20 protein-coding genes and 1 pseudogene are annotated in these 23,021 nt (G+C 64.8%); 6 read left to right on the top strand and 15 right to left on the bottom strand.

What is annotated here, in order from left to right:
- Positions 1-136 precede the first annotated feature (136 nt).
- Both PSV23_RS05495 and PSV23_RS05490 read left to right on the top strand, forming a co-directional pair.
- The gene (locus PSV23_RS05495; RefSeq protein WP_300466682.1) at positions 137-769 is read left to right on the top strand and encodes an SDR family oxidoreductase; all 633 of its coding nucleotides are present in this window, start codon (positions 137-139) and stop codon (positions 767-769) included.
- 23 nt (positions 770-792) lie between these two features.
- A complete protein-coding gene (locus tag PSV23_RS05490; RefSeq protein ID WP_300466680.1) occupies positions 793-1,509 on the top strand; it encodes an IS6 family transposase in 717 nt (238 codons plus the stop codon).
- Between the two features lie 126 nt (positions 1,510-1,635).
- Here PSV23_RS05490 and PSV23_RS17375 read toward each other — a convergent pair.
- From PSV23_RS17375 to PSV23_RS05475, 4 genes and pseudogenes are all read right to left on the bottom strand, one after another.
- A pseudogene (locus PSV23_RS17375) lies at positions 1,636-1,806 on the bottom strand (helix-turn-helix domain-containing protein); the annotation flags it as partial.
- 648 nt (positions 1,807-2,454) lie between these two features.
- Complete coding sequence (locus PSV23_RS05485; protein ID WP_300466665.1) at positions 2,455-3,588, bottom strand: acyl-CoA dehydrogenase family protein; 1,134 nt, start codon at positions 3,586-3,588, stop codon at positions 2,455-2,457.
- Position 3,589: 1 nt separating this feature from the next.
- Positions 3,590-4,765 carry an acyl-CoA dehydrogenase family protein gene (locus tag PSV23_RS05480; RefSeq protein WP_300466663.1) on the bottom strand — a complete coding sequence of 392 codons (1,176 nt, stop codon included), beginning with the start codon at positions 4,763-4,765 and terminating at the stop codon, positions 3,590-3,592.
- A gap of 69 nt (positions 4,766-4,834) precedes the next feature.
- On the bottom strand, positions 4,835-5,287 hold the full coding sequence (locus PSV23_RS05475; protein WP_300466661.1) for a MarR family transcriptional regulator: 453 nt from the start codon (positions 5,285-5,287) through the stop codon (positions 4,835-4,837).
- An 83-nt stretch (positions 5,288-5,370) separates the two neighbouring features.
- Between PSV23_RS05475 and PSV23_RS05470 the strand changes: the two genes are divergently transcribed.
- Together PSV23_RS05470 and PSV23_RS05465 are read left to right on the top strand one after the other, a co-directional pair.
- Positions 5,371-6,228: a p-hydroxycinnamoyl CoA hydratase/lyase gene (locus tag PSV23_RS05470; RefSeq protein WP_366524212.1), complete on the top strand. Its 858-nt coding sequence runs from the start codon at positions 5,371-5,373 to the stop codon at positions 6,226-6,228.
- On the top strand, positions 6,218-8,338 hold the full coding sequence (locus tag PSV23_RS05465; RefSeq protein ID WP_300466657.1) for an acetate--CoA ligase family protein: 2,121 nt from the start codon (positions 6,218-6,220) through the stop codon (positions 8,336-8,338). Before PSV23_RS05470 ends, PSV23_RS05465 begins: the two co-directional genes overlap by 11 nt.
- A 182-nt stretch (positions 8,339-8,520) precedes the next feature.
- Here PSV23_RS05465 and PSV23_RS05460 read toward each other — a convergent pair whose 3' ends face one another.
- Positions 8,521-11,400 carry a TonB-dependent siderophore receptor gene (locus PSV23_RS05460; protein WP_300466655.1) on the bottom strand — a complete coding sequence of 960 codons (2,880 nt, stop codon included), beginning with the start codon at positions 11,398-11,400 and terminating at the stop codon, positions 8,521-8,523.
- Between the two features lie 382 nt (positions 11,401-11,782).
- Between PSV23_RS05460 and PSV23_RS05455 the strand changes: the two genes are divergently transcribed.
- Entirely contained in the window at positions 11,783-13,063 is a 1,281-nt protein-coding gene (locus PSV23_RS05455; RefSeq protein ID WP_300466653.1) for an MFS transporter, read from the top strand.
- On the top strand, positions 13,060-13,377 hold the full coding sequence (locus PSV23_RS05450) for a 2Fe-2S iron-sulfur cluster-binding protein (RefSeq protein ID WP_300466651.1): 318 nt from the start codon (positions 13,060-13,062) through the stop codon (positions 13,375-13,377). The genes PSV23_RS05455 and PSV23_RS05450 overlap by 4 nt, the downstream gene beginning before the upstream one ends.
- 18 nt (positions 13,378-13,395) lie before the next feature.
- Here PSV23_RS05450 and PSV23_RS05445 read toward each other — a convergent pair whose 3' ends face one another.
- From PSV23_RS05445 to PSV23_RS05400, 10 genes are all read right to left on the bottom strand, one after another.
- Positions 13,396-14,220: a sulfite exporter TauE/SafE family protein gene (locus PSV23_RS05445; protein ID WP_300466649.1), complete on the bottom strand. Its 825-nt coding sequence runs from the start codon at positions 14,218-14,220 to the stop codon at positions 13,396-13,398.
- Between the two features lie 30 nt (positions 14,221-14,250).
- The gene (locus PSV23_RS05440; protein WP_300466647.1) at positions 14,251-15,012 is read right to left on the bottom strand and encodes an HD domain-containing protein; all 762 of its coding nucleotides are present in this window, start codon (positions 15,010-15,012) and stop codon (positions 14,251-14,253) included.
- A gap of 16 nt (positions 15,013-15,028) precedes the next feature.
- Complete coding sequence (locus PSV23_RS05435) at positions 15,029-15,562, bottom strand: aromatic-ring-hydroxylating dioxygenase subunit beta (protein ID WP_300466645.1); 534 nt, start codon at positions 15,560-15,562, stop codon at positions 15,029-15,031.
- Entirely contained in the window at positions 15,559-16,938 is a 1,380-nt protein-coding gene (locus PSV23_RS05430) for an aromatic ring-hydroxylating dioxygenase subunit alpha (protein ID WP_300466643.1), read from the bottom strand. The genes PSV23_RS05435 and PSV23_RS05430 overlap by 4 nt, the downstream gene beginning before the upstream one ends.
- Positions 16,939-16,940: 2 nt before the next feature.
- On the bottom strand, positions 16,941-18,383 hold the full coding sequence (locus PSV23_RS05425) for an NAD-dependent succinate-semialdehyde dehydrogenase (protein ID WP_300466641.1): 1,443 nt from the start codon (positions 18,381-18,383) through the stop codon (positions 16,941-16,943).
- Positions 18,384-18,471: 88 nt separating this feature from the next.
- On the bottom strand, positions 18,472-19,506 hold the full coding sequence (locus PSV23_RS05420; protein WP_300466639.1) for an NAD(P)-dependent oxidoreductase: 1,035 nt from the start codon (positions 19,504-19,506) through the stop codon (positions 18,472-18,474).
- Positions 19,507-19,508: 2 nt separating this feature from the next.
- Positions 19,509-20,162, bottom strand: a complete 654-nt coding sequence (locus PSV23_RS05415; RefSeq protein WP_300466637.1) for an RraA family protein — start codon at positions 20,160-20,162, stop codon at positions 19,509-19,511.
- Position 20,163: 1 nt separating this feature from the next.
- Positions 20,164-20,826 carry a hypothetical protein gene (locus PSV23_RS05410; RefSeq protein WP_300466635.1) on the bottom strand — a complete coding sequence of 221 codons (663 nt, stop codon included), beginning with the start codon at positions 20,824-20,826 and terminating at the stop codon, positions 20,164-20,166.
- Entirely contained in the window at positions 20,823-21,851 is a 1,029-nt protein-coding gene (locus PSV23_RS05405; RefSeq protein ID WP_300466633.1) for a hypothetical protein, read from the bottom strand. The genes PSV23_RS05410 and PSV23_RS05405 overlap by 4 nt, the downstream gene beginning before the upstream one ends.
- Before the next feature lie 9 nt (positions 21,852-21,860).
- Positions 21,861-22,865, bottom strand: a complete 1,005-nt coding sequence (locus tag PSV23_RS05400; protein WP_300466631.1) for an amidohydrolase family protein — start codon at positions 22,863-22,865, stop codon at positions 21,861-21,863.
- Between the last annotated feature and the right edge of the window lie 156 nt (positions 22,866-23,021).

Here is a 23,021-nt window from a genome sequence, read left to right as displayed (position 1 = left end):
CGCTTTCGACGAGGTGACAGTGGACCAAGGCAGATGCAGGTCGGCGTCAGACCAAAAGACGACGCGCGCGACTTCAACGCGCGAACGGTCAAGGCGCCGACCGAGGACCGCATAAACCGGCCGGAGAACTGACGCCATGAACCGCCTCACCGACAAGGTCGCCGTCATCACCGGCGCCGCCGTGGGCCTCGGCCGCGCGACCGCCATCCGCATGGCCGAGGAAGGCGCCTCCGTCGCCGTCCTGGACGTCCTCGACGCCGACGGCCTGGAGCTGATCGAGAGCCTGCGCGAGCGGAGACTGCCGGTCGCGTACTGGCACTGCGACGTGTCCAGTGAGCGCGAGGTGCAGGCGGTGATGGCGGAGATCGTCGAGCATTTCGGCCGCATCGACGTGCTGGTCAACAACGCCGGCGTGGCCGGGGTCAACAAGCCCACGCACGAGATCACCGAGGCCGAGTGGGACTGGGTCCAGGCCATCAACGTCAAGGGCGTCTTCTTCTGCACCAAACACGCCATTCCCCACCTGAAACAGGCCGGCGGCGGTTCCATCATCAACCTGTCGTCGATCTACGGCCTGGTCGGCGGGCCGGACATTCCGCCCTACCACGCCTCGAAGGGCGCGGTGCGGCTGATGACCAAGACCGACGCCCTGATCTACGCCCCCGACCGCATCCGGGTGAACTCCATCCATCCGGGCTTCATCTGGACGCCGATGGTCGAGGGGCATCTGTCGGGAGGGCTCTGTCAGCTCAAATGCACCGCTCGGTAAGGCGTAGCGTTTAGGCGGGCAGAATGGCCCGTCCAAAAAAGACCCACGATCCGTTCCGCTGGTTTGACTCGTCGCCGGAGGTGATCCGGACGGTCGTCATGATGTACGTGAAATTCCCGCTGTCTTTGCGAAATGTGGAGGACCTGCTGGCCGAGCGCGGCATCGACATCTGCCACGAGACGGTGCGGCTCTGGTGGAACCGGTTTGGGCCCATGTTCGCCGCGGAGATCCGCCGCAAGCGGGTCCAGAAGATGCGCGCCTTCACTCACTGGCGATGGCACCTCGACGAGGTCTACGTGAAGATCAACGGCGAGATGCACTACCTCTGGCGGGCCGTCGACCACGAGGGCGAGGTGCTTGAATCCTTTGCCAGCAAGACCAGAGACAAGCCAGCGGCCCTGAAGTTCATCAAAAAGCTGATGAAGCGGCACGGCCGCGCGAAGGCTATCACGACCGACGGTTTGCGGTCCTACAAGGCCGCCATGAAGGAGCTCGGCAACGCTGAAAAGCAGGAGGTTGGTCGGTGGGCCAACAACCGGGCTGAGAACTCACACCTGCCGTTCCGACGACGAGAACGGGCCATGCTGAGGTTCCGGCAGATGAAGACGCTGCAGAAGTTCAGCTCCGTACACGCCGCCTTCCACAACCACTTCAATCAGGACCGCCACCTCATCAGCCGAGAGACATATAAGGCCCAACGATCAGCCGCCCTGGCTGAGTGGAAGACGCTCGCTGAATAGGCTCTGCGCCCCCTGCCCTAGCTGCGGCTAGTGGAGACAAGTTGTCGTTGGACTGACAGCACCCTTTATAGGGATGCGATCCCCCCGTTTGCGTGGCCCAATGGCGCTACGTGTAACGACAGCGTCTTAGCCCCCGCGTTGGACTTCCGGATTCCGCAGGGGGTCCAGCAGCAACTGGGGGGCGAGAGCCAGCGCGCTTGCCAACCTGGCTAAAGCACGTACCGTCGGATTGCGAACGCCGCGTTCAACGTCGTGGAGGTAGCTGCGCTTCATTCCCGCTTCGATGGCGAGCTGTTCTTGGCGAGACCCGCTTCCTCACGTAGCCACCTGACGTTCCGCCCACAGATGACCACGAGGTCCAGACGCCATCCATTCTGGATTCCGCGCATACTCGGCAATCTCAGAAGGCCGCCGACGACTGAACCCGCACGCGCCTAGCATGTCTCTGCGCCTCTCCCTCACGGAGACAAGTTGCGATTGGACTGCCCCACCGCCACGCACTTCGATGAATAGTCTCAGTAAAGAGACGACGTAGACCGCGCGAATACTAATAACCGAAACTCAACCGCCAGCGATATTTAAATCGTATAACCTCTGTTCCGCGAAGCAGATGCGCAGAATGTCGACCGTGAGAAAGGGCGCCATTTCTCCTTCTGCGCGGGTGGTGTGTCAGACTGCCGTCTTCGACATAGCCGCGCCGGCGCGTGGGTCCGCGCTCGTCCTGACAACAAGGCGTCGACCGTCCCACAACTCCAGAGTTGGAACCTGGGTTACGTAATTCGAGAGTTTTCCAATCGCGGATGCATCATCGACCCCATCGAACTCCACACTATCGACGAACCTGCCTCCAGGCCCCAGCAAGTAAATCCGGTAACGCGTCATGGCGCGTCTAGCCCACACGCGACCGGGACTGCCCGCGGGGCCCAAAGAAAACGCGTCCGCCCGTCACGGGATAAGTACAACTGCGGGGTCGGCCAGTTTGGCGAACCGTTCCAGATGCCAGCGCGTGTCGCCGTATGACCTTTCGATGAGCGTCAGCCGCTTCACAAAGCTCCCAGCCGGATACTCCTGGGTCAGCGCGATAGCGCCGTGGAGTTGGATCGCCGCTTGGCCGACAACCCGGGACGCCTTGCCGATCGCCGCCCTGGCCGCCGAAACGTCCCGAGATCTCCGACGGCCGTCCGGGTCGCTGACCGCTACCGCGGCCAGGATCGCCATGGATCGCGCCAGCTCGAGATTGATCCGCATGTCCACCATCCGGTGCTGGAGCACCTGGAATTTGCCGATCGGCTGCCCGAACTGCTCGCGGGTCTTGAGGTATTCGGAGGTCATGTCGCAAAGCTCGGCCATGAGACCGATGGCTTCGTTCGCGAAGGCGGCGTTGGCCCGATCGAGAGCCCAGGCGACCGCGTCCCCGGCGTCGCCTTCGGCGCCCAGTCGCGCATCGGCGGGCACGAAGCAGTCGTTCAGTTCCAGGTCCGCGGCTCCCGTCCCGTCGTAGAGCTCCATCGACCTTATAGACAGCCCCTCGGCCGTCGCCGGGACGAGGAACAGCGTCAGGCCTTTTGCGGTATGGGCCGAGACGACGAACACGTCCGCGCTATCGCCCGCGAACACCATCGCCTTTCGGCCCTCGAGCTTCCAGCCGCCGGACGCCGGAATGGCGGTGGTCGCGACATCGTCCGCGCCCTGGTCGGTCGTGTCGTGATGGGCGAGGACAACCCTTTTGGCCCCTTCGACGACAGCCGGCAGAAGCGCGGCCTTTTGCGCGGCATCCCCCAGTCGCGAAACCAGTGCGGCCGCAGTGACGACGACCGGTCCGAAGGCTCCTGCGCCTCCGCCACGTCCCAGAGCCTGCAGGATGACCGCAAGGTCCTCGAACGTGCCGCCGCTGCCTCCGTCAGCTTCGTCGATTTCGGCGCCCAGCAGACCCAGCTCACCGAGTTGAGGCCAGAGCGCCGACGTGGTCTGCGAGGCCTGAAGCGCGCCGCCTCCCCGGACGGCCTGAAGGTGCTGGCCGACAAGCGCGTTCGCCGTTTCGGCGATCAGCGTCTGGGTGTCAGTGAGTCGGAAATCCATGTCACAGACCCATGAGCGAGCGGGCGAGGATATTGCGTTGGATCTCGTTGGACCCTCCGTAAATCGACACCTTGCGGAGGTTGAAATAGGTCATGGCCGTCGCGACGGCGGGCGAGGTTTCCAGACCGTCGCCCACGAACGCCGGACCGAAGGCTTCCGGGCCCCAGGCGTCCATGATGGCTTCCGCGATATCCTGCTGGAGCTCTGATCCCCGGATTTTCAGAATGTTGGCTTCCGAGCCGGGGGGCGCGCCGGCGTGCAGGGCGCTGACCATTCTGAGCGTCGTGAGTTCGAGCGCGCGCAACTCGATCTCGAGCGATGCGATGCGGGCGGAGAACACCGGATCGTCCCGGAGCGGCCGACCGCCGCGAACGACGGCGGCCGCAAGGGTTTTCAGCCGGCCGATCTCCCGTTTGGACTGGCCCACGCGGGCGATCCCGGTCCGCTCATGTCCGAGCAGGTATTTCGCATAGTCCCAGCCCTTGCCCGCCTGGCCGACGATATCTCCGGCGGGAATACGGACATCGTCGAAGAAGACCTCATTGACCTCGTGGGCCCCGTCGATGGTGATGATGGGCTTCACGGTAATCCCGGGCGCGTCCATCGAGACCAGCAGGATGGACAGCCCCTCCTGCTTCTTCGGCGCATCCTCAGTCCGCACCAGGCAGAAAATTCGGTCCGCCTGATGGGCGAGCGTCGTCCAGATCTTCTGTCCGTTGATGACCCATTCGTCCCCTTCGAGCCGGGCGCACGTGCGCACCGCCGCAAGATCCGAACCGGCGTTCGGCTCCGAGAACCCCTGACACCACCAGTCGTCGATGTTCAGAATACGGGGCAGCAGTTCGTTGATCTGTTGCGGCGTGCCGTATCGCATCAACACCGGCGCGAGCATCGACATCCCGAAAACGGGGGGCATCGGCGCGCCTTCCTCTGACAGGACCTCGTCGAACAGGTACCGTTCGACGACGGACCAGCCGGGACCGCCGTGCTCGACCGGCCAGGCGGGGGCGCCCCAGCCCCTTGCGACCAGAGCGCGCTGCCAGATTGTGCGTTCAACGCGGTCGGGAAGGTGTCCGAGAAGCACCTTTTCCCTGGTCCCGGGATCGAGGTTCGAGCGCACGAACGCGCGCACCTCCTCCATGAAGCCGAGCGCGTCATCGTCGAAATCGAGGTTCATCGCGCACCCGCCATATCGGCCATTTCAATAGTTATCAGGCGCCCTGATAATGCAACCCCTCAATCGTCGTCAAGCTGATCGGGGAGCGAGAGAGGATTTGCCGCGGCGCTTGCTCTCGTCGGCCAGGACGCGTTCGAGGTGGCTGCGCAACGCCTGCAGCTCGTCCGGCCCGAGAACGGCGAAGAGCTTCGCTTCCAGGGCATCCACCCGCGCCTCGGCCTTCTCGAGCAAGGCGCGTCCCGCGGCCGAGAGGCTGATATCGAGCACGCGGCGATTGCCGTCGCTTTCCTGCCGCTTAATCAATCCCTTGCGGGAAAGAGCCATGATCATTTCCGACATCGACTGCGGCGTCACCAGGACCCGGCGTGCAAGATCGGACGACGAAGTCTCGGGATGCAGGGCGAGCATACTCAGCGTCGCGTACTGGCTTGGGGTGAGGTCCAGATCCTTGAGCTCCGTTTCCAGCAGGGCGCGGCTGGCCACCTCGGCCCGCTTGATCAGATAGATGGTTCTCGCCCGCATTCGCTTCCTTTCCTCACCGCATTGACGGGTGATAAGACCGCCTGTTATCAGGTAACCTGATTAATAGGGGATCGGTAAATGTCATGGTAGATAACGCAGCAACGGCGGACGAGCTATTCGCCCGGTTGACGACCGTCAAAGTCGAGTTCGACGAAGGTATCGCCTGGGTCACGATGAACCGCCCCGAAAAGCGCAACGCCATGAGCCCCACGCTGAACCGAGAGATGCTTGAGGTTCTTGAAGCGCTCGAGTTCGACGAGCGGTGCGGGGTCCTTGTTCTGACGGGCGCGGGCGATTCCTTCACCGCCGGCATGGATCTGAAAGAGTATTTCCGAGAAACGGACAACGCGCCCGCGTCGGTGAAGCTGAAGATCCGTCGTGCCGCGGGCGAGTGGCAATGGCGCAAGCTTCGCCTCTATCCGAAACCGACCATCGCCATGGCAAACGGCTGGTGCTTTGGCGGCGGGTTCTCCCCTCTCGTCGCCTGTGACCTCGCCATCGCCGCCGACGAGGCGACCTTCGGCCTGTCGGAGATCAACTGGGGCATCATTCCCGCCGGGACCGTGACCCGGGCCGTGGCCGAGGTCATGAACCACCGTGCGGCCCTCTATTACATCATGACCGGCGAACCGTTCGGTGGGCAGGTGGCGCGCGAGACCGGGCTGGTCAATGAATCGGTGCCTCTGGCCCGCCTGCGGGAGCGGACGCGCGAATTGGCCAAGGTGCTGCTGGGCAAGAATCCGACTGTGATCCGTCAGGCCAAGAACGCCTTCAAGCGGATCGGCGTCATGGACTGGGATCTGGCCGAGGACTACCTCGCGGCCAAGGCGGAACAGACCGCGGCTCAGGATCCGGAAGGCGGTCGCAACAAGGGCATGAAACAGTTTCTCGACGAGAAATCGATCCGTCCGGGTCTGGACACCTATCGCCGTGACAGCTGACGCCATGAAGGCCTTCCCCGTTGCCCGGTTTCTGCGGCCCCGATCCATCGCCATCGTGGGCGTGTCTCCGGACCCGTCTTCGATGGGCGGGCGGGCGCTCTCGAACCTCGAAAGCTTCGGCTTCAATGGCGAGATCCATCTGGTCAGCCGCAGCAATGCGGCGATCGGTGACCGGGCCTGTGTGCCGACGATCGACGACCTGCCCATGGGCGTCGATGCAATGATCCTGGCCCTGCCCTCGGCGGCGGTGCTGGAGGCGGCAATGGCAGCAGCCCGGCGCGATGTCGGCGGGATGGTCGTGTTCGCTGCGGGGTTCTCGGAAACAGGCGACGAAGGCCGAGCGTTGCAGGATCAGATCAGCGCGGTTTGCAACGAGGCCGGCATGGCCTTGCTTGGACCGAACACTCTGGGCATGACCAACTATGTCGCCGGCGTTCATCTGGGCTTTGGACCCAACACCCCGGACCCCGTGGACGCACGCCCCTCACTCGCGGTCATCGCCCAGAGCGGCGCGATGGCCGCCAGCATGCGCCTGTCGTCCAGGACCCGCGGGCTGAGGACGTCCTTCAGCGTCGCCACGGGCAACGAGGCCGTGACCGGAGTCGAGGACTATCTGGCCGAGATCGTGGACGACACGGCTACCAGCGTCATCGCCATCTACGCTGAACAGCTGCGCAAGCCACGCCTGTTTCTGGAACTGGCTGCCCGGGCGCGAGAGAACGGAAAGCCGATCATCATGCTGCATCCCGGGCGCAGTGAGCGGGCCCGGGTGTCAGCGACGTCGCACACCGGCGCCCTGTCAGGCGACTATCCGACCATGCGCGCCCTGGTCGAGGATCAGGCCGTCGTCGTGGTCGAGACCCTGGAAGAGTGGCTGGATACATCGGAAATGCTTGCGCGTTTCCCGAACCCTTCGGTCAACGGCCCCGGCGTTATCACGGACTCCGGCGCTTTCAAGGGTCTGGCTCTGGATCTGGCGGAGACAATCGGCCTGTCGATACCGGACCTGTCCGGGGTGACCGCGAGAACCTTGGCAGAACGACTGCCGACCTTCGCCTCACAGACCAATCCGCTCGACATCACTGCCCAGGGTCTGAAGGACATGGGGATGTACGGGGAGGTCGCCGCCATCATGCGCGATGACCCCGGCTTTGGCGGCCTGATCCTGTCCTTGATGCCGGGCGCACCCGCAGTTGGCAAACTGAAGGCCGAGGCCGTCGTATCGGCCCTGGCTCCCCCGCGCGCGCCGACGGCGCTGGTCTTGATGGGCGGTGCGGCGCCCGTCGCGCCGGACCTGGAAGCGTCGGTTCTTGCTGCCGGAATTCCCTTCTTCCGCTCTCCGGAACGGGCGTTGCGCGTCTTCGGACACCTGCAGAGATATGCCCGCGCGAAGGCCGACGCCCAGAATACGGCTGTCATGCCCTCGGCGCCGGTTGAGCGCATCGAAGGCTCCGGAACACTGGCCGAGCACCTCGGCAAACGTACCCTGACGGAGGCTGGGCTGACGGTGCCGCAGGGCGCGCTGGCGACCTCCGTCGAACACGCCCTGGAGATTGCGACACGCATTGGTTGGCCTGTCGTCGCCAAGGCGCAGGCTGCCGATCTGCCGCACAAGACGGAGGCCGGCGGCGTCATCATCGGCATCGATGGACCTGACAAACTCCGCGCCGCCTGGACCGACATACATCGGAATGTTGAAACCGCGAGGCCGGGTCTGGCCCTCGACGGAATCCTCATCGAAACCATGAGCCCCCGAGGACTGGAGGTAGTCATCGGTGGTCGCAACGATCCGGCCTGGGGGCCAGTGCTTCTGTTCGGTCTCGGAGGAGTCTGGATCGAGGCGCTGGGTGATGTCCGACTGGTCCCGGCTTCAATCAGCAAGGAGCGGATCATCAATGAACTGCACAGGTTGAAGGGCGCGACCCTGCTCAAGGGTTTCCGCGGAAGTCCGCCCGTCGATCTGGCGGCGCTCGCTGATGCGATCGCTGCTGTGGGCCGGTTGCTGGTGACGCACCCGGAGATCGCCGAGATCGACATCAATCCCGTCATGGCCTTTGGCGAGGGAATCGACCCGGTCGCGCTCGACGCCCTGGTGGTGCTGGCCGACTAGGCCGGGATATCCAGCTCCCTGTAAGGCAGGAAAGGCACGCTCGACCGGGCGTGCCTTTCTCGCTGTTCGGCGCAACAAGCCAGCTTTCCGCGGGTCCAACTCAACGAAAAGCGGCGACTGCAGGGCAGTCGCCGCCTTCGATCGTCTCTTCCTGGAACCGCGTCTGGCGAGAAGACTGGTCGTTAGAACCGGACCCGAATGCCCGCCTTGAAGCTCCGACCAATCTTGTCATAGAAGCCAACCACCCCGGTGTAGGGGAAGGGCGGCTCAACATTGGCGAGGTTATTGACGACGCCGTAGATCTCGACCTGGTCGTTCACTTGGTAGTTGGCCGACACATTGGTGTAGAACTGCCCGTCGATGGTATTGTCGCCGATCGAAATCGGGGACGCCGGATTGTAGTCAGGGTCGTCGGGCCCGACGAGGGTCGCGTCAGTGATACCCCCGCCAACATAGCGCTCCTGGACCGTAACGGACCAGGCCTCGCGGCTGTACGTGGCGCTGGCATTCAGGATCCAGTGCGGTGCACTGGTCGCCCCGGTGATGCTGCTCGACGTGAAGCCGCCGACCTGACCGGCGCGGTCCACCACGCTTCCCACCGTCTGGATGACGCCCGCGCCGTTATAGGTGCGCGCCACATTCAGACCGTCGTCCGCAATCAGGTCTTGGGTATAGGTGCCGAAGAGGCGTGCATTGACTGAACCGCCTGCGAGGTCGAACCGGTAGGCCGCCTCGAAATCATATCCCCGAGCCTGGAAACCCGAGAGATTCAGTAACGGGGTGGCTATCGAATTAATGACGGTGGCGCCCCCCGTCCCGCTGCGGGAAACAAAGCCGCAGAAGAAGCCTGCTGCGCCGGCCGTGATCTCGGCGGCGCAATTGTCCAGAACATTCTGGGCGCCATACGACGAAATGGCGTCGGCGATATCAATGTCGAAATAGTCGATGGACAGCCGAAGTCCTTCAAGGAATCCGGGGCTGAATACTGCGCCGACGGTCAGTGTATCGGCCTCTTCCGGCAGGAGCGCCGTATTGCCACCGCTGATGACAGTCATCTGTGTCGTCGAGCCGGAGAATGGATTGCGATGCGTCGCCTGTGTGCTGGTCTGGGCGTAGAGATCGCTGTTGTTCGGCGCCCGGATATCCCGTGAGCGGGTGGCGCGGAAGGTCAGCATATCGTTGACGTCCCAGGTCAGACCCGCCTTCCAGGTCCAGACGCCACCGCTCGTCGAATAATCGGTGAAACGAACAGCACCGTTAAAATCGACGGACTGCGCGAACGGCGCATCCCTCAGCAGAGGCGCGACGATTTCGACGTAGGCCTCGTTGACGTCATAGGAACCCGCGAAATTTTTCGGGTTGCCATAGGAGAAGCCGCTCGCCTGGGAGATCGCATCGACACGCGCTTCCGCCTCTTCAATCCGCCGCTCCAGGCCGGTAGCCAGCGACACCGGGCCAGCCCAGGTCGAGAAGGGCTCGCCCCGGAGATTGATCGCCATCACTTCCTGGGACGTGTCGACGTCATAGTGCGCCGTCCCGGTGACATAGGCGATGGCCGCCGCTGTCGCCGAGCCTTCGCCGAAGAGATTGATGGGTACGCAGCCCGCGGCTTGGGCGGCGACATCGCGGCAAACGATGGTCCCGCCGCTCAACACGGCGTCGGTCGCATAGCGCAGGTTCTGGTTGATCTTGAGACGTTCGAGGGTCGAGCGGTACTCGTTCTCCCCATACTGATAGTAGGCATCCCAGGACCAGGTCCCGCCGAGGTCGCCGGACGCGCCGAAAGCGAACCGCGTCGTGGTGTTGAAGTTGCTCGCCGCCACCTCGCCGAAATCGCGATGCTCGCGACCGAGCGAGAAGGAGGTGATGTTGTTCGTCACCATGATGTCGCGGACACTGGTCGGCAGATAGGCATTGTCCCGCCGGATCACCAGCGCATTGGGCGTCGAGTCCCGAGCGTAGGCGGTATGGAAGTCCGCGCCGGCTTCCGCCCAGGATCCTTCGGCGAACAGCTTCAGCCGGTCGTTCACGTCGAAATCGGCGTGGAACATTGCGATGCTGCGTTCGACAGGAAGAACCAGGGTGTGACCCGAGCGGATCGACAGGCCCGGCTGGCCGCCCGTGAAATCGATGGCCGAAGTGCCGACGACCGTGCCGTATGGGAAGGACTGCACCGTTCCGCCCGGTCCGAACTGGATCCCGCGCAGGGGCTGGCCGACGCCAGTGTTCGGGCCGATGATCATGCCGCCATCGGTGAAGGTCACCGGGGTCACGCCGTGGGCCCAGTATCGTGAAGGCTGATCCGCCCCCCGGACTCCGGAATAGGAGACCAGTTCCTGCTGGTCTCGTCCGAACGGCCGATCGAAATGGCTATCGACCCCGTCAGCCTTTACGTATTCGCCGCCAACGACGATATGCCCACGCCCCTCGAGGAGGCTTGCGCCCCAGGCTGCCGAAGCGCGGATTTCCTCGTTGTCACCGTAGGTCGTCTCTCCATAGGAAAAATCGGCCTTGAACCCGTCAAGCTGGTTGTTGAGGATTACGTTCACCACGCCGGCGACGGCGTCGGATCCCCACTGGGCCGATGCCCCGCCAGTGACCACTTCGACGCGACTGACCAACACGGAGGGGATCAAATTGAGATCGACCTGACCCTCGGGCGAACTCGGTACGAACCGCCGACCGTCGACCAACACGAGGGTCCGGATGCTGCCCAAGCCGCGCAGGTCAGCGAAATACTGGCCCGCACCGCGCGCGCTCTGGGGATTCGACTGGGGCGTCTGGGTCGCGCGGAAGGCCGGAGCTTCGGTTAGAAATTCGCCGATCTGGGCGGATCCACGCTGCTCCAGTTCTTCAGACGACAACACGGTCGTCGGAGTCGGAGCATCGAAACCGCTGCGGTTCACCCGGGTGCCGGTGACGACCACATCGTCAATCTGGGTGGCGTCGGGCCCTGAACCTGTCGGGGCCTGAGGACTGACTTGGGCATTCGCCGCTCCGGCGGCGGCACAGACGAGCGCTGAAAGCGCAGCCGTGCAGAAAAAGCGATCACGCCTGATCATTGGACTTAAACTCCCCCTATGATTTGGCAGCGCCTCATTCATCGGACGCCCACATTAAGGAACTTTGCCTCAATCAGGGACCCTGTCAATAACAATCAGACGTCTGCTGTTGTGCGTCATGCTTCGCCGCAATGTCGGCTGGGCTCCCCACTATTGTTCGTCGCCAGCCTTTTTCCTCCTCGTCAATTGGCCTCGCTGCCTCTGCAAATGACCGTTTTTGGGCGGATCAACAGGCATCAGTCTTTGGACTTTGACGCCCGGGGCACTCCAGAGCGGCTTGCCAGATTACACAGACGTCTGCATATTTCGGCGCAAGAGGTTGTCGCGGCGCCCTTGCATCGCAGTCGACCCGCCGGGGCACGCCCCCAGGAGGTATATCTCGATGTTCAGATTTGACGCCGTCTTTCGCGACGAGCTTCGCGCCAACTGGCCCGTGCTCCTGCTCGCCTTCAGCTGCCTGTTCTTCGGATTCAGCGCGCCGGCGTTCGCGCTGCCCTTCCTGTTCTCCGAAGTGATCAAGGAATTCGGTTGGACCCGGGAACAAGCCACCCTGCTGGCGTCGGCGAAATACCTGACCGGCGCGGTTTCAGCCCTCCTGGTGGGCCGGTTCCTCGACGTCACCGGCGTGCGCGTCGCCCTGCTGACCACCCTCGGACTGGGCGGTCTGGCCTTGATAAGCTTCCTTTGGGTTCCAAACCTGACCGCCTACTACATCGTCGGCGCAGTGATGGGCCTGGCCGGACCCGGCGCCATGGTCGCGGTCAAGGTGATGGTCTCGCGGACCTTCCATGCCTCGCAAGGCACGGCGACCGGCGTGGCGCTGCTCGGCACCAGCCTGGGCTCGGTCCTCGTTCCCCTGGTGATCACCGGGCTGATCGGCGCGTTCGGCTGGCGTCTGGCGTTCGCCGGGCTCTCCGCGGGGATCTGGCTGATGGCTGTGCCCATGCTTTTGTTCTTCTTCCCGAAGGCCGCTCGAACCCCCCTGCCCGAGCCCGTCATCGCCGGCATAGCACCCACCGCCACGGGCCTTGGAGAAGTCGCCAGGCTGGCCAAGGGCAAGGCATTCTGGTTGCTGGGATCCGCCCTGTTCATCGGCGCCATGGTCGATCAGGCCTTCATCCAGCACCAGGTCCTGATCCTGAACGATCTGAACATGTCACGCGACATGGCCGCTCTGGCGATCAGCGCGATCGGGGTCGTCGGCATCTTCTTCCGCATCCTGATCGGCAACCTGCTCGACGGCACCTCAAACAAGGGCCTGAGCGCCATGTATCTGGTGCTGAGTGTCTCCTCGATGGTCGCCTTCTACCTCGTCAACCCGGTGCTGCTGATGAGCTTCGTCGTGCTGCGCGCAGCGGGGCATGCGGCGATCCTGCTCGATACCAATGTGATGACCAAGCACACGTTCGGCCTGAAGAATTTCGGCACCATGGTCGGCGTCTACACGGCCATAGTCAGCCTGGGGTTCGCCGTCGGACCGTGGGCCATGGGCCGGTTGTTCCAGATGTACGGCAACTACCACGCCGCCTTCCTGCTGTTCGCAGCCCTGCCGCTGCTCGGCGCGGTGCTCATCTGGAACCTCAAGCCCACATACTGGCTCGCCGCAAAGGCCGAGAAGGCCGCTCTCGCCGCCAAGACCGAAAGCTCCGCCGTCCTGCCATGACCATACTGAATGTAACCCTGCGTACCGGCGAAGAGCGGGCGATCGAGGCCCGAACCGGAGCCTCCGCGATGGAGACGATCCGGGACAGCGGCATCGACGAAATCATGGCCATCTGCGGTGGCTGCTGCAGCTGCGCCACCTGCCATGTGTATGTGGCCGAAGAGGACTGGGACCGCCTGTCGCCGGCCAGCCCGGACGAACTGGGTCTGCTTGAGTTCAGCGAGCATCCTTCGCCGCGCTCGCGCCTGTCGTGCCAGATCAAGATGTCCCCGGCCCTCGACGGACTGAAGGTGACGATCGCGCCGGAAGACTGAACGACCTTCTCCTGACCCTCAGATGCCGATCAGGCTGAGCGCCATCTTGATCCCGGTCGCGGCCAGGAAGAGCGCGAAGGCCAGGCGCAGCCAGCGGCGCTCCAGCTTGTGGGCGAGCGCCACGCCCCAGGGAGCGGCAAGGAGTGTCGTGGGTATCAGCGCGACGACGCCCACGACATTGGCGAACCCGAGTGATCCCCATGGCCGATCAGGCTCGCCCAGACCTCCGAGAATGAAGCCGACGGCGCCCGGCACGGCGATCAGCACGCCGATGGCGGCGGCCGTACCGACGGCCCGATGGATCGGATAGCCGAACAGGGTCAGGGTCGGGACCGTGAAGGTTCCCCCACCGATACCCATCATGACCGAGACGCCGGCGATCAGGACGGCCATGACGGTCTGACCAGCCCGACCGGGCAGCTCCGACGCCACGCGCCAGCTGTCCTTTCCGAACGCCATATAGAAGGCGACCGCCAGGGCGAAGACCGCGAAGACAGTCATCAGGACGGGCCCCTTGACCGAGGCGGCGGTCAACACCCCGAAGAGCACGCCCAGGGCGATACCCGCCAGCCAGCGCCGGAACATCGCCTCGTCGACCGCGCCCTTTTTGCGGTGCGCGAGAGCGGAGCGGATCGAGGTCGGAATCATCGCCGCCAGCGATGTACCGACCGACATATGCATGCGGACCGACTCGTCCACGCCCAGCAGGCCGAAGACGTAGTAGAGAACCGGCACCATGATGATGCCGCCGCCGACCCCAAGGAGGCCCGCCAACAGGCCCGCGAACAGGCCGGCGGCCAGCAGCGCGGCCGCAAGCGACGCCAGGAGTTCAATATGGGGCAAGCGCCGATCCTCTGCGGGTAGTGGCGATCTTCAGAGGAATCTGGTCGGGGCGATGATGGTTCGCCACATGTGGGTGGCGGGGCTGTTGTCGTTGCCCAGGCCGTCGGTCGGCTGTTTGAAGTTGCGGCCGATGATGTCCTCAAACTCGTCGATCTCGACGACGACGCCCGGCTCGAAGGCATAGAGGTCGTTGAGGGTGACCAGACGCGCGGTCATGTACCATTTGTGCTTGCGAGCTTCCTGGTACGCGCGGTCGATGAAGGGGTCGGGCACATAGTCAGCGCCGAACATGCGCAGATAGACCTCGGGGTATTCGTAGCCGACGCTCTCGTCCGGATAGAAGCGCAGCGCCTGGTGCGCCCGGATCGCCCAGCTGACTTCCTCCTCGACATAGGGCTCCAGAAGCTGGGCGCCCCAGTAGCCGTGGTCAGAGCGGATAAATCCGAACACGGCGATGTCGTGCAGCAGGCAGGCCAGAACCGTCTTCTCGTCCAGGCCGTTCTTCAGCGCCAGACGGGCGCTCTGCAGCAGGTGCTGCGACGGTCCGAACCGGTATTTGAAGAAGTCGATCAGCGTCGCGTTCGCCGGCATGGGCCGCAGGCGCGGATCCTCGCCCATCAGATAGTGCCGCCCCGCGGTCTCCGCCTTGGAGGGCCGCGCGCGCTCGGCGGCCGGATCGATGTCGCCGGACTGGTAGATCACCGACTTCATGACCAGCGCGTCGAGCTTGTCGCTCATTTCCGCCTCATGCGCCTCGGCCCGGTCGGACAAGGTTTGCAGGGAGATGGTCATCGGGACGTCTCCGCGATCAGAGCATATAGACATCGGCGACCGCCGGTATGCTGTCGTTGAGCAGATAGATGGTCTTGGCGGCAATTCGCCAGCCGTCCCCGGTCTGACGCAGCCGATAGACGTAGCGGCCGAAGAAGACGTGGCTGGATTTCCGTCGGGGGTCATAGACGCTGACGTTCCAGCTGGCCTTGACCTCCGCCTCGCCCGGAACCGTGGCGTCGGTCACCAGCACATTGGTCACCAGATGGGCCGTGCGCCGCAGGGGATTGGACGCGATCGAAAGCCCGCTCTTCAGCCGCCAGATGCGATCCTCCAGCCCGTCCCGGCTGTCGTAGAAGATCAGCGAGATCTCCGTATCGGGATCGGCGGTCGGATTGCCCTCGGCCGTCCAGGCGGGAACCCAGTAGCGGGCGTCCGGTACATACAACGCCAGCCAATCGTCCCAGCGCCGCTCATCGAGGTACAGGGCTTCCTGGTGCAGAAGTGTCGCCGCGGCGTCTTGCGACAGCGTCTCCCGCGAGACGGGGCGAGTATCCAGATCGACGCTCATGCCGCGACCTCCTCGGACCGGGCGGCCTCGGCGCGCGCCACCGCCGACACCCGTTCCCGCCAGGCGCGGTAGTAGGCGTGGAAGATCGTCTCGTCGCTCAGCCAGCGATCCGCCGCGACCGAACTTGACGGTTTCAGGCCGATCATGTCGGCGAACTGATCCGGCCCCTTCTTGCTGGCGCACATGCCCCGCGCATACCCCTGCAGCCAGGGCGACTGCTGTGAGGCGTACCCTTCCTGGCAGGCCTCATAGACGACAGCGTCGTCCGGCGTGGCCAGGCCGCTGGGGTTGAAAAAGTCCTCATACTGCCGGATGCGCTTCCTGCGGGCCTCGGCGCTTTCGCCGACCGGGGCCATGCAGAAGGTGCGCATCTCGGTCAGCCCGACCGAAATCGGCCGGATGATGCGCAACTGGCTCGAGGCGTTCTCGGCGAACTGCACGTTCGGGAAGATGGTCAGGTTGCGCGAGTACAGCATCCAGTCGCGCTTGCCCTCGCCGAACTCGCGAGCCAGTTCATCGTAACGTTCGAACAGCGGCAGGGCGTCCGGCGCATCGGCCATCCGCCAGTTCAGCACATGTCCCTGGTCGAAATTGTAGGTGCCGCCGGTCGGTTCGCCCGGAACCTCGTCGTGCCGCTTGTTGACGTCCCACATGTTGCGGGTTGCGCCAGCATAGGCCTTTTCCGTGCGGCGCTCGAGGATGCGCAGGTAGGACGGGTGCACCGAAGAGAAGTGATACTGGTCCGAGCAGTTCTCCAGCTGGAGCTTCCAGTTGGCCTCAAAGGTGAAGGTCACCGCGCCGGGCACCAGTTCGATGCCATGCGGGCTCTGGTCGACGATCAGATCGATCAGCTTCGTGGCCGCACCCAGGTGATCCTCCAGAGGCGGCACGTCGGCGCTCAGGCTGGCGAACAGCAGCCCGCGATAGTCGCCGAATTTCGCCACCGGACGCAGGTCGTGGCTGTCCTGATCGAAACCGTCGCTGTAGGCGCCCTGGGCCTTGCCCTTGATGGCCCGGTTGCGGCCGGCGCTGTCGAATGACCAGCTGTGATAGGGGCATACGTGCAGCTTCGCATTGCCCTGATCCAGCGGACAGATGCGAGCGCCCTTGTGCGGACAGCTGTTGATGAAGGCGTTCAGCGTGCCGTCGGCCGCCCGCATCACCGCGATGGGATGGCGGCCGATCGTGGTGGTGAAATAGTCGTTCGGCCGCGGCAGCTGCGACGACAGCCCGAGGAAGACCCAGCCGCTCTCGAAGATGGCCTTCATCTCCAGTTCGAAGATGTCCGGGTCGGTGAACAGGCGGCGGTGGACGCGGAAGACGCCGTCCTCGGGGCGGTCGTCGATCAGGTCTGCGATGTCTTGTGGCGCGATCATGATCACCCCTGGGCCACGTATTTGGTGACGAGGTAGGCCTCCAGACCCTCATGGCCCCCTTCGGAGCCATGGCCGCTTTCCTTGACGCCGCCGAAGGGCGTCTCGGGGCCGGTGAGGATGGAGAAGTTGATGCCGATCATCCCGGCTTCCAGCGCATCGCCGATATCGGCCGCCGTCCGGGCGGACCGGGTGTAGGCATAGGCGGCGAGGCCGTAAGGCAGCCGGTTGGCCTGTTCGACGACCTCGTCAAAGGACGTGAAGCGCTGGGTCACGGCGACCGGGCCGAACGGCTCTTCGTTCATGATCCGGGCGGAGTTCGGCACGTCGGCGAGAAGGGTCGGCTGCCAGAAATTGCCGGGGCCGCCCAGACCTTCGCCGCCCGCGGCGGCCTTGGCGCCCTGCCCGATCGCATCGCCGATGAACTCTCCCATGGCGCTCAGGCGGCGACGGTTCGCCAGCGGCCCCATCGCTGTCGCGGGATCCATGCCGGCCCCCAGCTTCAGGCTGTTCGCATACGCCGCGAATTTCTCGACGAAGGCGTCGTGAAGGCTGTCGTGCACATAGAAGCGGGTCGGGGCGATGCAGATCTGCCCGGCGTTACGGTATTTTGACCCGGCGGACAGGCGGACGGCGAGGTCCAGGTCCGCGTCCTCGAAGACGATGACCGGGGCATGGCCGCCCAGTTCCATCGTCGTCGGCTTCATGCCGTCGGCGGCCAGTTTGGCCAGATGCTTACCGACGACCGTGGAACCGGTGAACGACACCTTCCGGATGACGGGCGAGGCGATCAGATAGGTCGAGATGTCGGCCGGCACGCCGAACACGACATTCAGCACGCCCTTGGGAAGACCCGCGTCGTCGAGGCAGCGCGCCAGTTCCAGGCAGCTGCCCGGGGCCTCCTCGGCTGGCTTGATGATCACCGAACACCCGGCCGCCAGGGCCGCCGCCATCTTGCGCGACGGGATGGTGGTCGGGAAATTCCACGGCGAGAAAGCGGCGACCGGACCAATCGGCTCCTTGAACACCATGTGCCGGACGCCGGGATGTTTGGACGGAACGATACGGCCGTAGGCGCGGCGCGCCTCTTCCGCGAACCAGTCGAAGATATCGGCGCAGGCCATGGCTTCGGCGCTGGATTCCGCCAGCGGCTTGCCCTGTTCGGTCGTGCTGACCGAACCGATGTAGCGGCTGCGTTCGCGCATCAGCCGCGCGGCGTCATGCAGTATGCGGGCGCGGTCGTAGGCCGAGGTCTTGCGCCACACCTTGAAGCCCGCGTCGGCGGCGGCCAGCGCCTCGTCCAGGTCGGCCTCACCGGCGACGGGCAGGTCGCCGATGGTCTCCCCGGTCGCGGGGTTCAGGACCGGCTGGGTCGCGCCGTCGCCGGCCATGCGCCACACGCCCGCGATGAAGAGCTTGGGGGCCGGATAGGTGAAGGCGTCGGTCACTGGCGTTTCCTTTTCCCGCTTCGTCGTCAGGTCGCGACGCTCACAGCGGCTGGTCAATCAAGAAATCAGACGTCTGATTATAGGGACGTCATAAGGCTCCGGCTGCGGCGGGTTGGGGCGCGTCGTTCCAGCGTTCGCGCCAGGCCGGCAACGCCGCCGGGTTATGCAGGTAGTCGGGCCGCCGCCCCTCGAGCGCGGCCAGGGTGTTCTCGGCGGCCACGACCGGAATACGGGCGTACAGGTCCGTGGAATGGCCGACGTCGTGCGAGGTGGCGATGACCGCCGGATGGCTGCGCAGCGCATTGTCGGGCGCCGGCGGTTCGGACTCCCAGGCGTCGATGGCGACCGCCGCGAGCTGGCCGGAGTCGAGCGCGGCGATAACCGCTGCCTCGTCCATGCACCCGCCCCGGCCGATGTTGACGATGGCGCTTCCGCGCTTCATCGCGGCGATCCTGTCGGCGTTGACGATGTGCCGTGTCTCCGGCGTCAGGGTCACAAGGATGACCACGACATCCGACCGGCGGAACAGGTCGTCGATGCCGACCAGCTCCACATCCAGCTTCGCCGCCGCCGCGGGATCGACATAGGGGTCGCAGGCGATGATCTCGCAGTCCCAGCCGTTCAGCCGGCGCGCGACCCCCTGCCCGATCCGGCCCAGGCCCAGGATGCCGATGGTGGATTCCAGCACCAGGCGGCCCGCCGGAGCGGTCTTCCATTCTCCCGCCCTTACGGCGGCGGTCTTGCCGGCCAGCGCCTTGCGGGTCGCGGCGATCAGCATGACGCCGGCCTCGGCCATGCCGTCGAAATTCTCTGACATGGCCCCGTGTGCGACCAGAACGCCCGCCTCGGTCGCCGCTTTGACGTCGATATATTCGGTGCCGATGATCGGCGAGGTGATCACGCGGGCCCGGGGCGAGGCCTCGATCACCTCGCGGGGCAGTCCGATCCCCCGGAAGGTTCCGACATAGGCGTCGGCGGTGGAGGCGTAGCGGGCGATCAGTTCGGGAGTCCACGTCGTGGCGGCGGCCGGCAGCCGGTCGATCTCGCAGCCCGCCTCAACCAGGCGCGCGATCACGCCCTCGTGTGGGCCCAGGCTCGCTGTTGCGACGACCCGCCAGGCCATGGTCAGGGCTTCTCGCGGCGCTGGAGCAGGTGATAGCCCTGCTGCTTGCGGGCGTCATCCAGCCGCATGCCGGACGAGATCAGCTCGCGAATACGGCCCTCCGCCACCTCGATCGCCTCGGCGATGTCGAGCACCTCGGCCTCCCGGGCGCGCGGGATGACCACGACCCCGTCGGAATCGCCCCGCACCAGGTCGCCGGGACTGACGCGCGCATCGCCGATGTTGACGACCTGACCGACCGCTTCCAGCTGGACCCGGTCCTTGCCGGTCCGCATCGAATAGCTGCGGCTGTACATCGGATAGCCGAGATCGAGCGCCAGATGAGTATCGCGGCACGCGCCGTCGATCACCGTCCCGCCCAGTTTTCGCTGATGCGCGCACAGGGTCATGATGTCCCCCCAGACAGTCGCATCGGGCCGTCCGCCGTTGTCGATCATGACCACATGACCGTCCGGCACGTCGTCGATGAAGTCGCCGACCGTCCCACCCGGCGCCGCCGGGGCGTAGGTGACGGTGAAGGCGCGACCCGCGAGCCGGAACCCGTGGTCCAGCGGCTTCACGCCCAGGCACTGGCCGGGGATCCCCAGCTTGTCGAGCGCGTCGCTGAGGGTCGCTGTGTCGATGCGGCCGACCCGTTCTACGTTGGCGTCGGTCATATCAGCCCTGTTCCAGAAGGTGTTCGTAGCTGGCGCCCATCACGTCGCTGACCGGCTGACCGGACATGACCGCCTTGGTCATCGCCGCTTCCTTGACCGCGATCCGCTCGGCCGCCGCCAGCACCGCCTCGATCCGGTCGGCCGGCACGAAGGCCGCGCCGCTGGAATCGGCGACGACATAGTCGCCGTTCGAGACCGTGGTATCGCCGACCTGGATCGTCCCGCCGGTCTCCGCCTCATGGATGCGGCCGCGTGCTGTGCGTGCCGTACCGCCGCGCGCATAGACCGGGAAGCCGATGTCGGCCGCCTCGTCGATGTCGCGGGCCAGACCCTCGACGATGACGCCTGAAATACCCCGGCCGCGCGCCGCGTTCGACAGGATGCCGCCCCAGCCGGCGCATTCGACGCCCGTGCGCTGTTCGACCACGATCACAGCGCCGGCGTCCGAGCTGTCGATCGCCGTCGTGCACAAGTGTCTGGACGGCGCACCCTCAAGCGGTTTGCCGGCGGCCAGACGGACGGTCGTGACCCGACCGGAAATGCGCTGCCGCGCGGACAGGGCCTTCAGTCCCGTCACCGATGGCGGCGCCCCGACCTGATCGAGAGCGTCGGAAACGGCGCAGGCGTCAAGGCGCGCCAGGCGGATAAGGATTTCGTCGCTCATGCTCCCGCCTTCTTGTTCCACGCAATCCAGCCGTTGGCCGTGCCGGTCCCCGCCTCCGAGCGATAGCAGGGCACATAATCGACCAGATCGCCGCTCAGGTCGGTCTCGAAGAGACAGCCCGCAGCCGCGATCCAGTTCTTCAGCTCGGAGGTTCCCGCCTGGAAGTATTCCTCGCCGATGGAGCAGAGTGTTTCGGCATCGCGAGCCTGGATCGCGTCGATGATCTTGGCGTCGAAGGCCTCGTCGATGACGAAATGCGTCATGCCGCCCGACCCGAAAACCGCGACGCGAGCATCGGAGTCCCAGGCGCGGATCGCCCGGCCGACCGCCTGGCCGAAAGCGAAACACCGCCGCGCCGTCGGCTGGTTGGGCGGGAAGAAGGTGTTGGCGAACAACGGAACGTTGGCGACCGGCTTGTCGCGCATGATCTGGCGATAGATGAAGCCGAAGGCGTGCCCGATACCGCTATGCCAATTACCCGGATTCTCGGGCAGCTTCGACGACTTGGCCACGTCGAATCCGTCTGCGATGGCCTGCCGGATGATGCGATTGGCCAGCTCGGGGTGGCCGGGATATTCGGTGTACTGAGGCGGCTTATGCCCCCACTCCGATACGTGGATGCCCGGTGGCGATATGGCGGCCTGCGCCTCGGTCGCCGGGGCGTTCCAGATGGTCTCGCCGTTGAAGACGGTCAGGGCCGGGATGAGGTCATCCAGAAAGATTTCGTGCTGATCGTTGCCGAAGATGACCGCCACATCGACGCGAGCTTTCTCATAGATGTCCGCCAGCCGATCGATGGCGGCGCGACAGAGGAGCGACCGCCGGGTGCGCTCTTCCAGGGTCGCCTGGGCGGCCAGGTCCTCGTCTTTGCGCAGTTCGACGAGGGCGGGAAAGTCATAGGTTGCCCCCCGGAACGGGTGGTCCTTGCGCGCCTTGTCGGCGGGCAGGCGCAGCAGCCACTCTTCGGGCGTCGTCGAAAGAGTTGGCCCGTGTGTGGTCCAGGCGCCCAGAACGATCTCGGCCATCAGGGCCCCCTACTGGTCCAGCCGGAAGACGGCGCGGGCGTTGTCCTCGAAGATCTTCTTCTTGTCGGCGTCGCTCAGGAAATCGAACTTCGCGATGGTCGGTGCGATGTGGTCCATGGTGTGGTCGTGACCGTCCACGACCTTGGAGCCTACGCCCGGGCATTCCGACCCGAACAGACACCGGTCCACGCCGACCGTCTCGATCAGCAACCGCAGCGCGCCCTCGGTGTAGAGCACTGTGTCGTAGTAGAGCTTGCGCATCCCCTCTGAGAACCGGCGCTTTGATCCCGGATGGATCGAACCTGCCTCGAACCGGCCCAGCTGATAGGGTATGGCGCCGCCGCCGTGGCTGACCACGATCTTCAGCGAGGGGAAGTCGTCCAGCACGCTGGAGTTCACGAGGTTGAAGACGGCGATCGTCTCCTCATTGATGAAGTGCAGGCTGTAGGGCGTCCGGTCTGACCGCGACCCCGTCGCGTGTATGTGCGCTGGAATATCCAGTTCGCAGAGCTTCTCGTAGAGCGGATACCAGTAGCGATCGCCGAGGCCCGGCTGGTCAGTCCGCGTATTTTCATATGGGTCGGGGTTCAGCAGGCAGCCTTTGAAGCCCAGGCCGATGCAGCGATCCAGTTCCGCGAAGGTATTCTCTATCGGCTCGCCCGCCACCTGGGGCAGCCCGCAGACGCCGACGAACTTGTCCGGGAACAGCTGCGTCTGGCGATGGATGATCGTGTTGCACTCTTCCACGAACCAGTGGACCACCCGGCCCGGCTCGAAGCTGGACATCATCTGGAAGGGACGCGGGGAAATCAGCTGCAGGTCGGTGCCATGGCGCTCCAGCATGTCGAGGTGGCCGCAGGGCGCCATTTCGACCTTGTTGACGGCGCGACGGATGTCATCGTCGGAGACGCGGACGCCGCCTCGACCATGGGAGCCCCGATGCGACAGCACCGACGCCTTGTAGGCCCACAGTTCCGCGGGAGCGCTGACGTGGCCATGGCAATCGATGATCATTGTTGTCTCCGCACCCGCTCTTCGTAAGCTTAGCACCCATCACGACGTGATTGCGCAGACGTCTGTATATCCAGCCTGAACCGGAGCTTGCAAGGCTTTCTCGCTTCACAATCGGGTGCGGCGGCAGTTTTTCCTTGGCAACCAGGCAGACGTCTT

It is taken from the genome of Brevundimonas sp. (assembly GCF_029946145.1).
Lineage (GTDB): Bacteria > Pseudomonadota > Alphaproteobacteria > Caulobacterales > Caulobacteraceae > Brevundimonas.
The sequence above is the reverse complement of the archived record's forward strand: the minus strand, read 5'-3'. Positions and strand labels throughout refer to the sequence as shown.

Bases quoted from the DNA above. Each gene is read 5' to 3' on its own strand.
- PSV23_RS05435 (WP_300466645.1), bottom strand. From the start codon at position 15,562: ATGAGCGTCGATCTGGATACTCGCCCCGTCTCGCGGGAGACGCTGTCG.
- PSV23_RS05415 (WP_300466637.1), bottom strand. From the start codon at position 20,162: ATGACCGACGCCAACGTAGAACGGGTCGGCCGCATCGACACAGCGACC.
- PSV23_RS05430 (WP_300466643.1), bottom strand. From the start codon at position 16,938: ATGATCGCGCCACAAGACATCGCAGACCTGATCGACGACCGCCCCGAG.
- PSV23_RS05455 (WP_300466653.1), top strand. From the start codon at position 11,783: ATGTTCAGATTTGACGCCGTCTTTCGCGACGAGCTTCGCGCCAACTGG.
- PSV23_RS05405 (WP_300466633.1), bottom strand. From the start codon at position 21,851: ATGGCCGAGATCGTTCTGGGCGCCTGGACCACACACGGGCCAACTCTT.
- PSV23_RS05400 (WP_300466631.1), bottom strand. From the start codon at position 22,865: ATGATCATCGATTGCCATGGCCACGTCAGCGCTCCCGCGGAACTGTGG.
- PSV23_RS05490 (WP_300466680.1), top strand. From the start codon at position 793: ATGGCCCGTCCAAAAAAGACCCACGATCCGTTCCGCTGGTTTGACTCG.
- PSV23_RS05460 (WP_300466655.1), bottom strand. From the start codon at position 11,400: ATGATCAGGCGTGATCGCTTTTTCTGCACGGCTGCGCTTTCAGCGCTC.
- PSV23_RS05475 (WP_300466661.1), bottom strand. From the start codon at position 5,287: ATGCGGGCGAGAACCATCTATCTGATCAAGCGGGCCGAGGTGGCCAGC.
- PSV23_RS05420 (WP_300466639.1), bottom strand. From the start codon at position 19,506: ATGGCCTGGCGGGTCGTCGCAACAGCGAGCCTGGGCCCACACGAGGGC.
- PSV23_RS05470 (WP_366524212.1), top strand. From the start codon at position 5,371: ATGGTAGATAACGCAGCAACGGCGGACGAGCTATTCGCCCGGTTGACG.
- PSV23_RS05410 (WP_300466635.1), bottom strand. From the start codon at position 20,826: ATGAGCGACGAAATCCTTATCCGCCTGGCGCGCCTTGACGCCTGCGCC.
- PSV23_RS05440 (WP_300466647.1), bottom strand. From the start codon at position 15,012: ATGACCATCTCCCTGCAAACCTTGTCCGACCGGGCCGAGGCGCATGAG.
- PSV23_RS05495 (WP_300466682.1), top strand. From the start codon at position 137: ATGAACCGCCTCACCGACAAGGTCGCCGTCATCACCGGCGCCGCCGTG.
- PSV23_RS05485 (WP_300466665.1), bottom strand. From the start codon at position 3,588: ATGGATTTCCGACTCACTGACACCCAGACGCTGATCGCCGAAACGGCG.
- PSV23_RS05450 (WP_300466651.1), top strand. From the start codon at position 13,060: ATGACCATACTGAATGTAACCCTGCGTACCGGCGAAGAGCGGGCGATC.
- PSV23_RS05480 (WP_300466663.1), bottom strand. From the start codon at position 4,765: ATGAACCTCGATTTCGACGATGACGCGCTCGGCTTCATGGAGGAGGTG.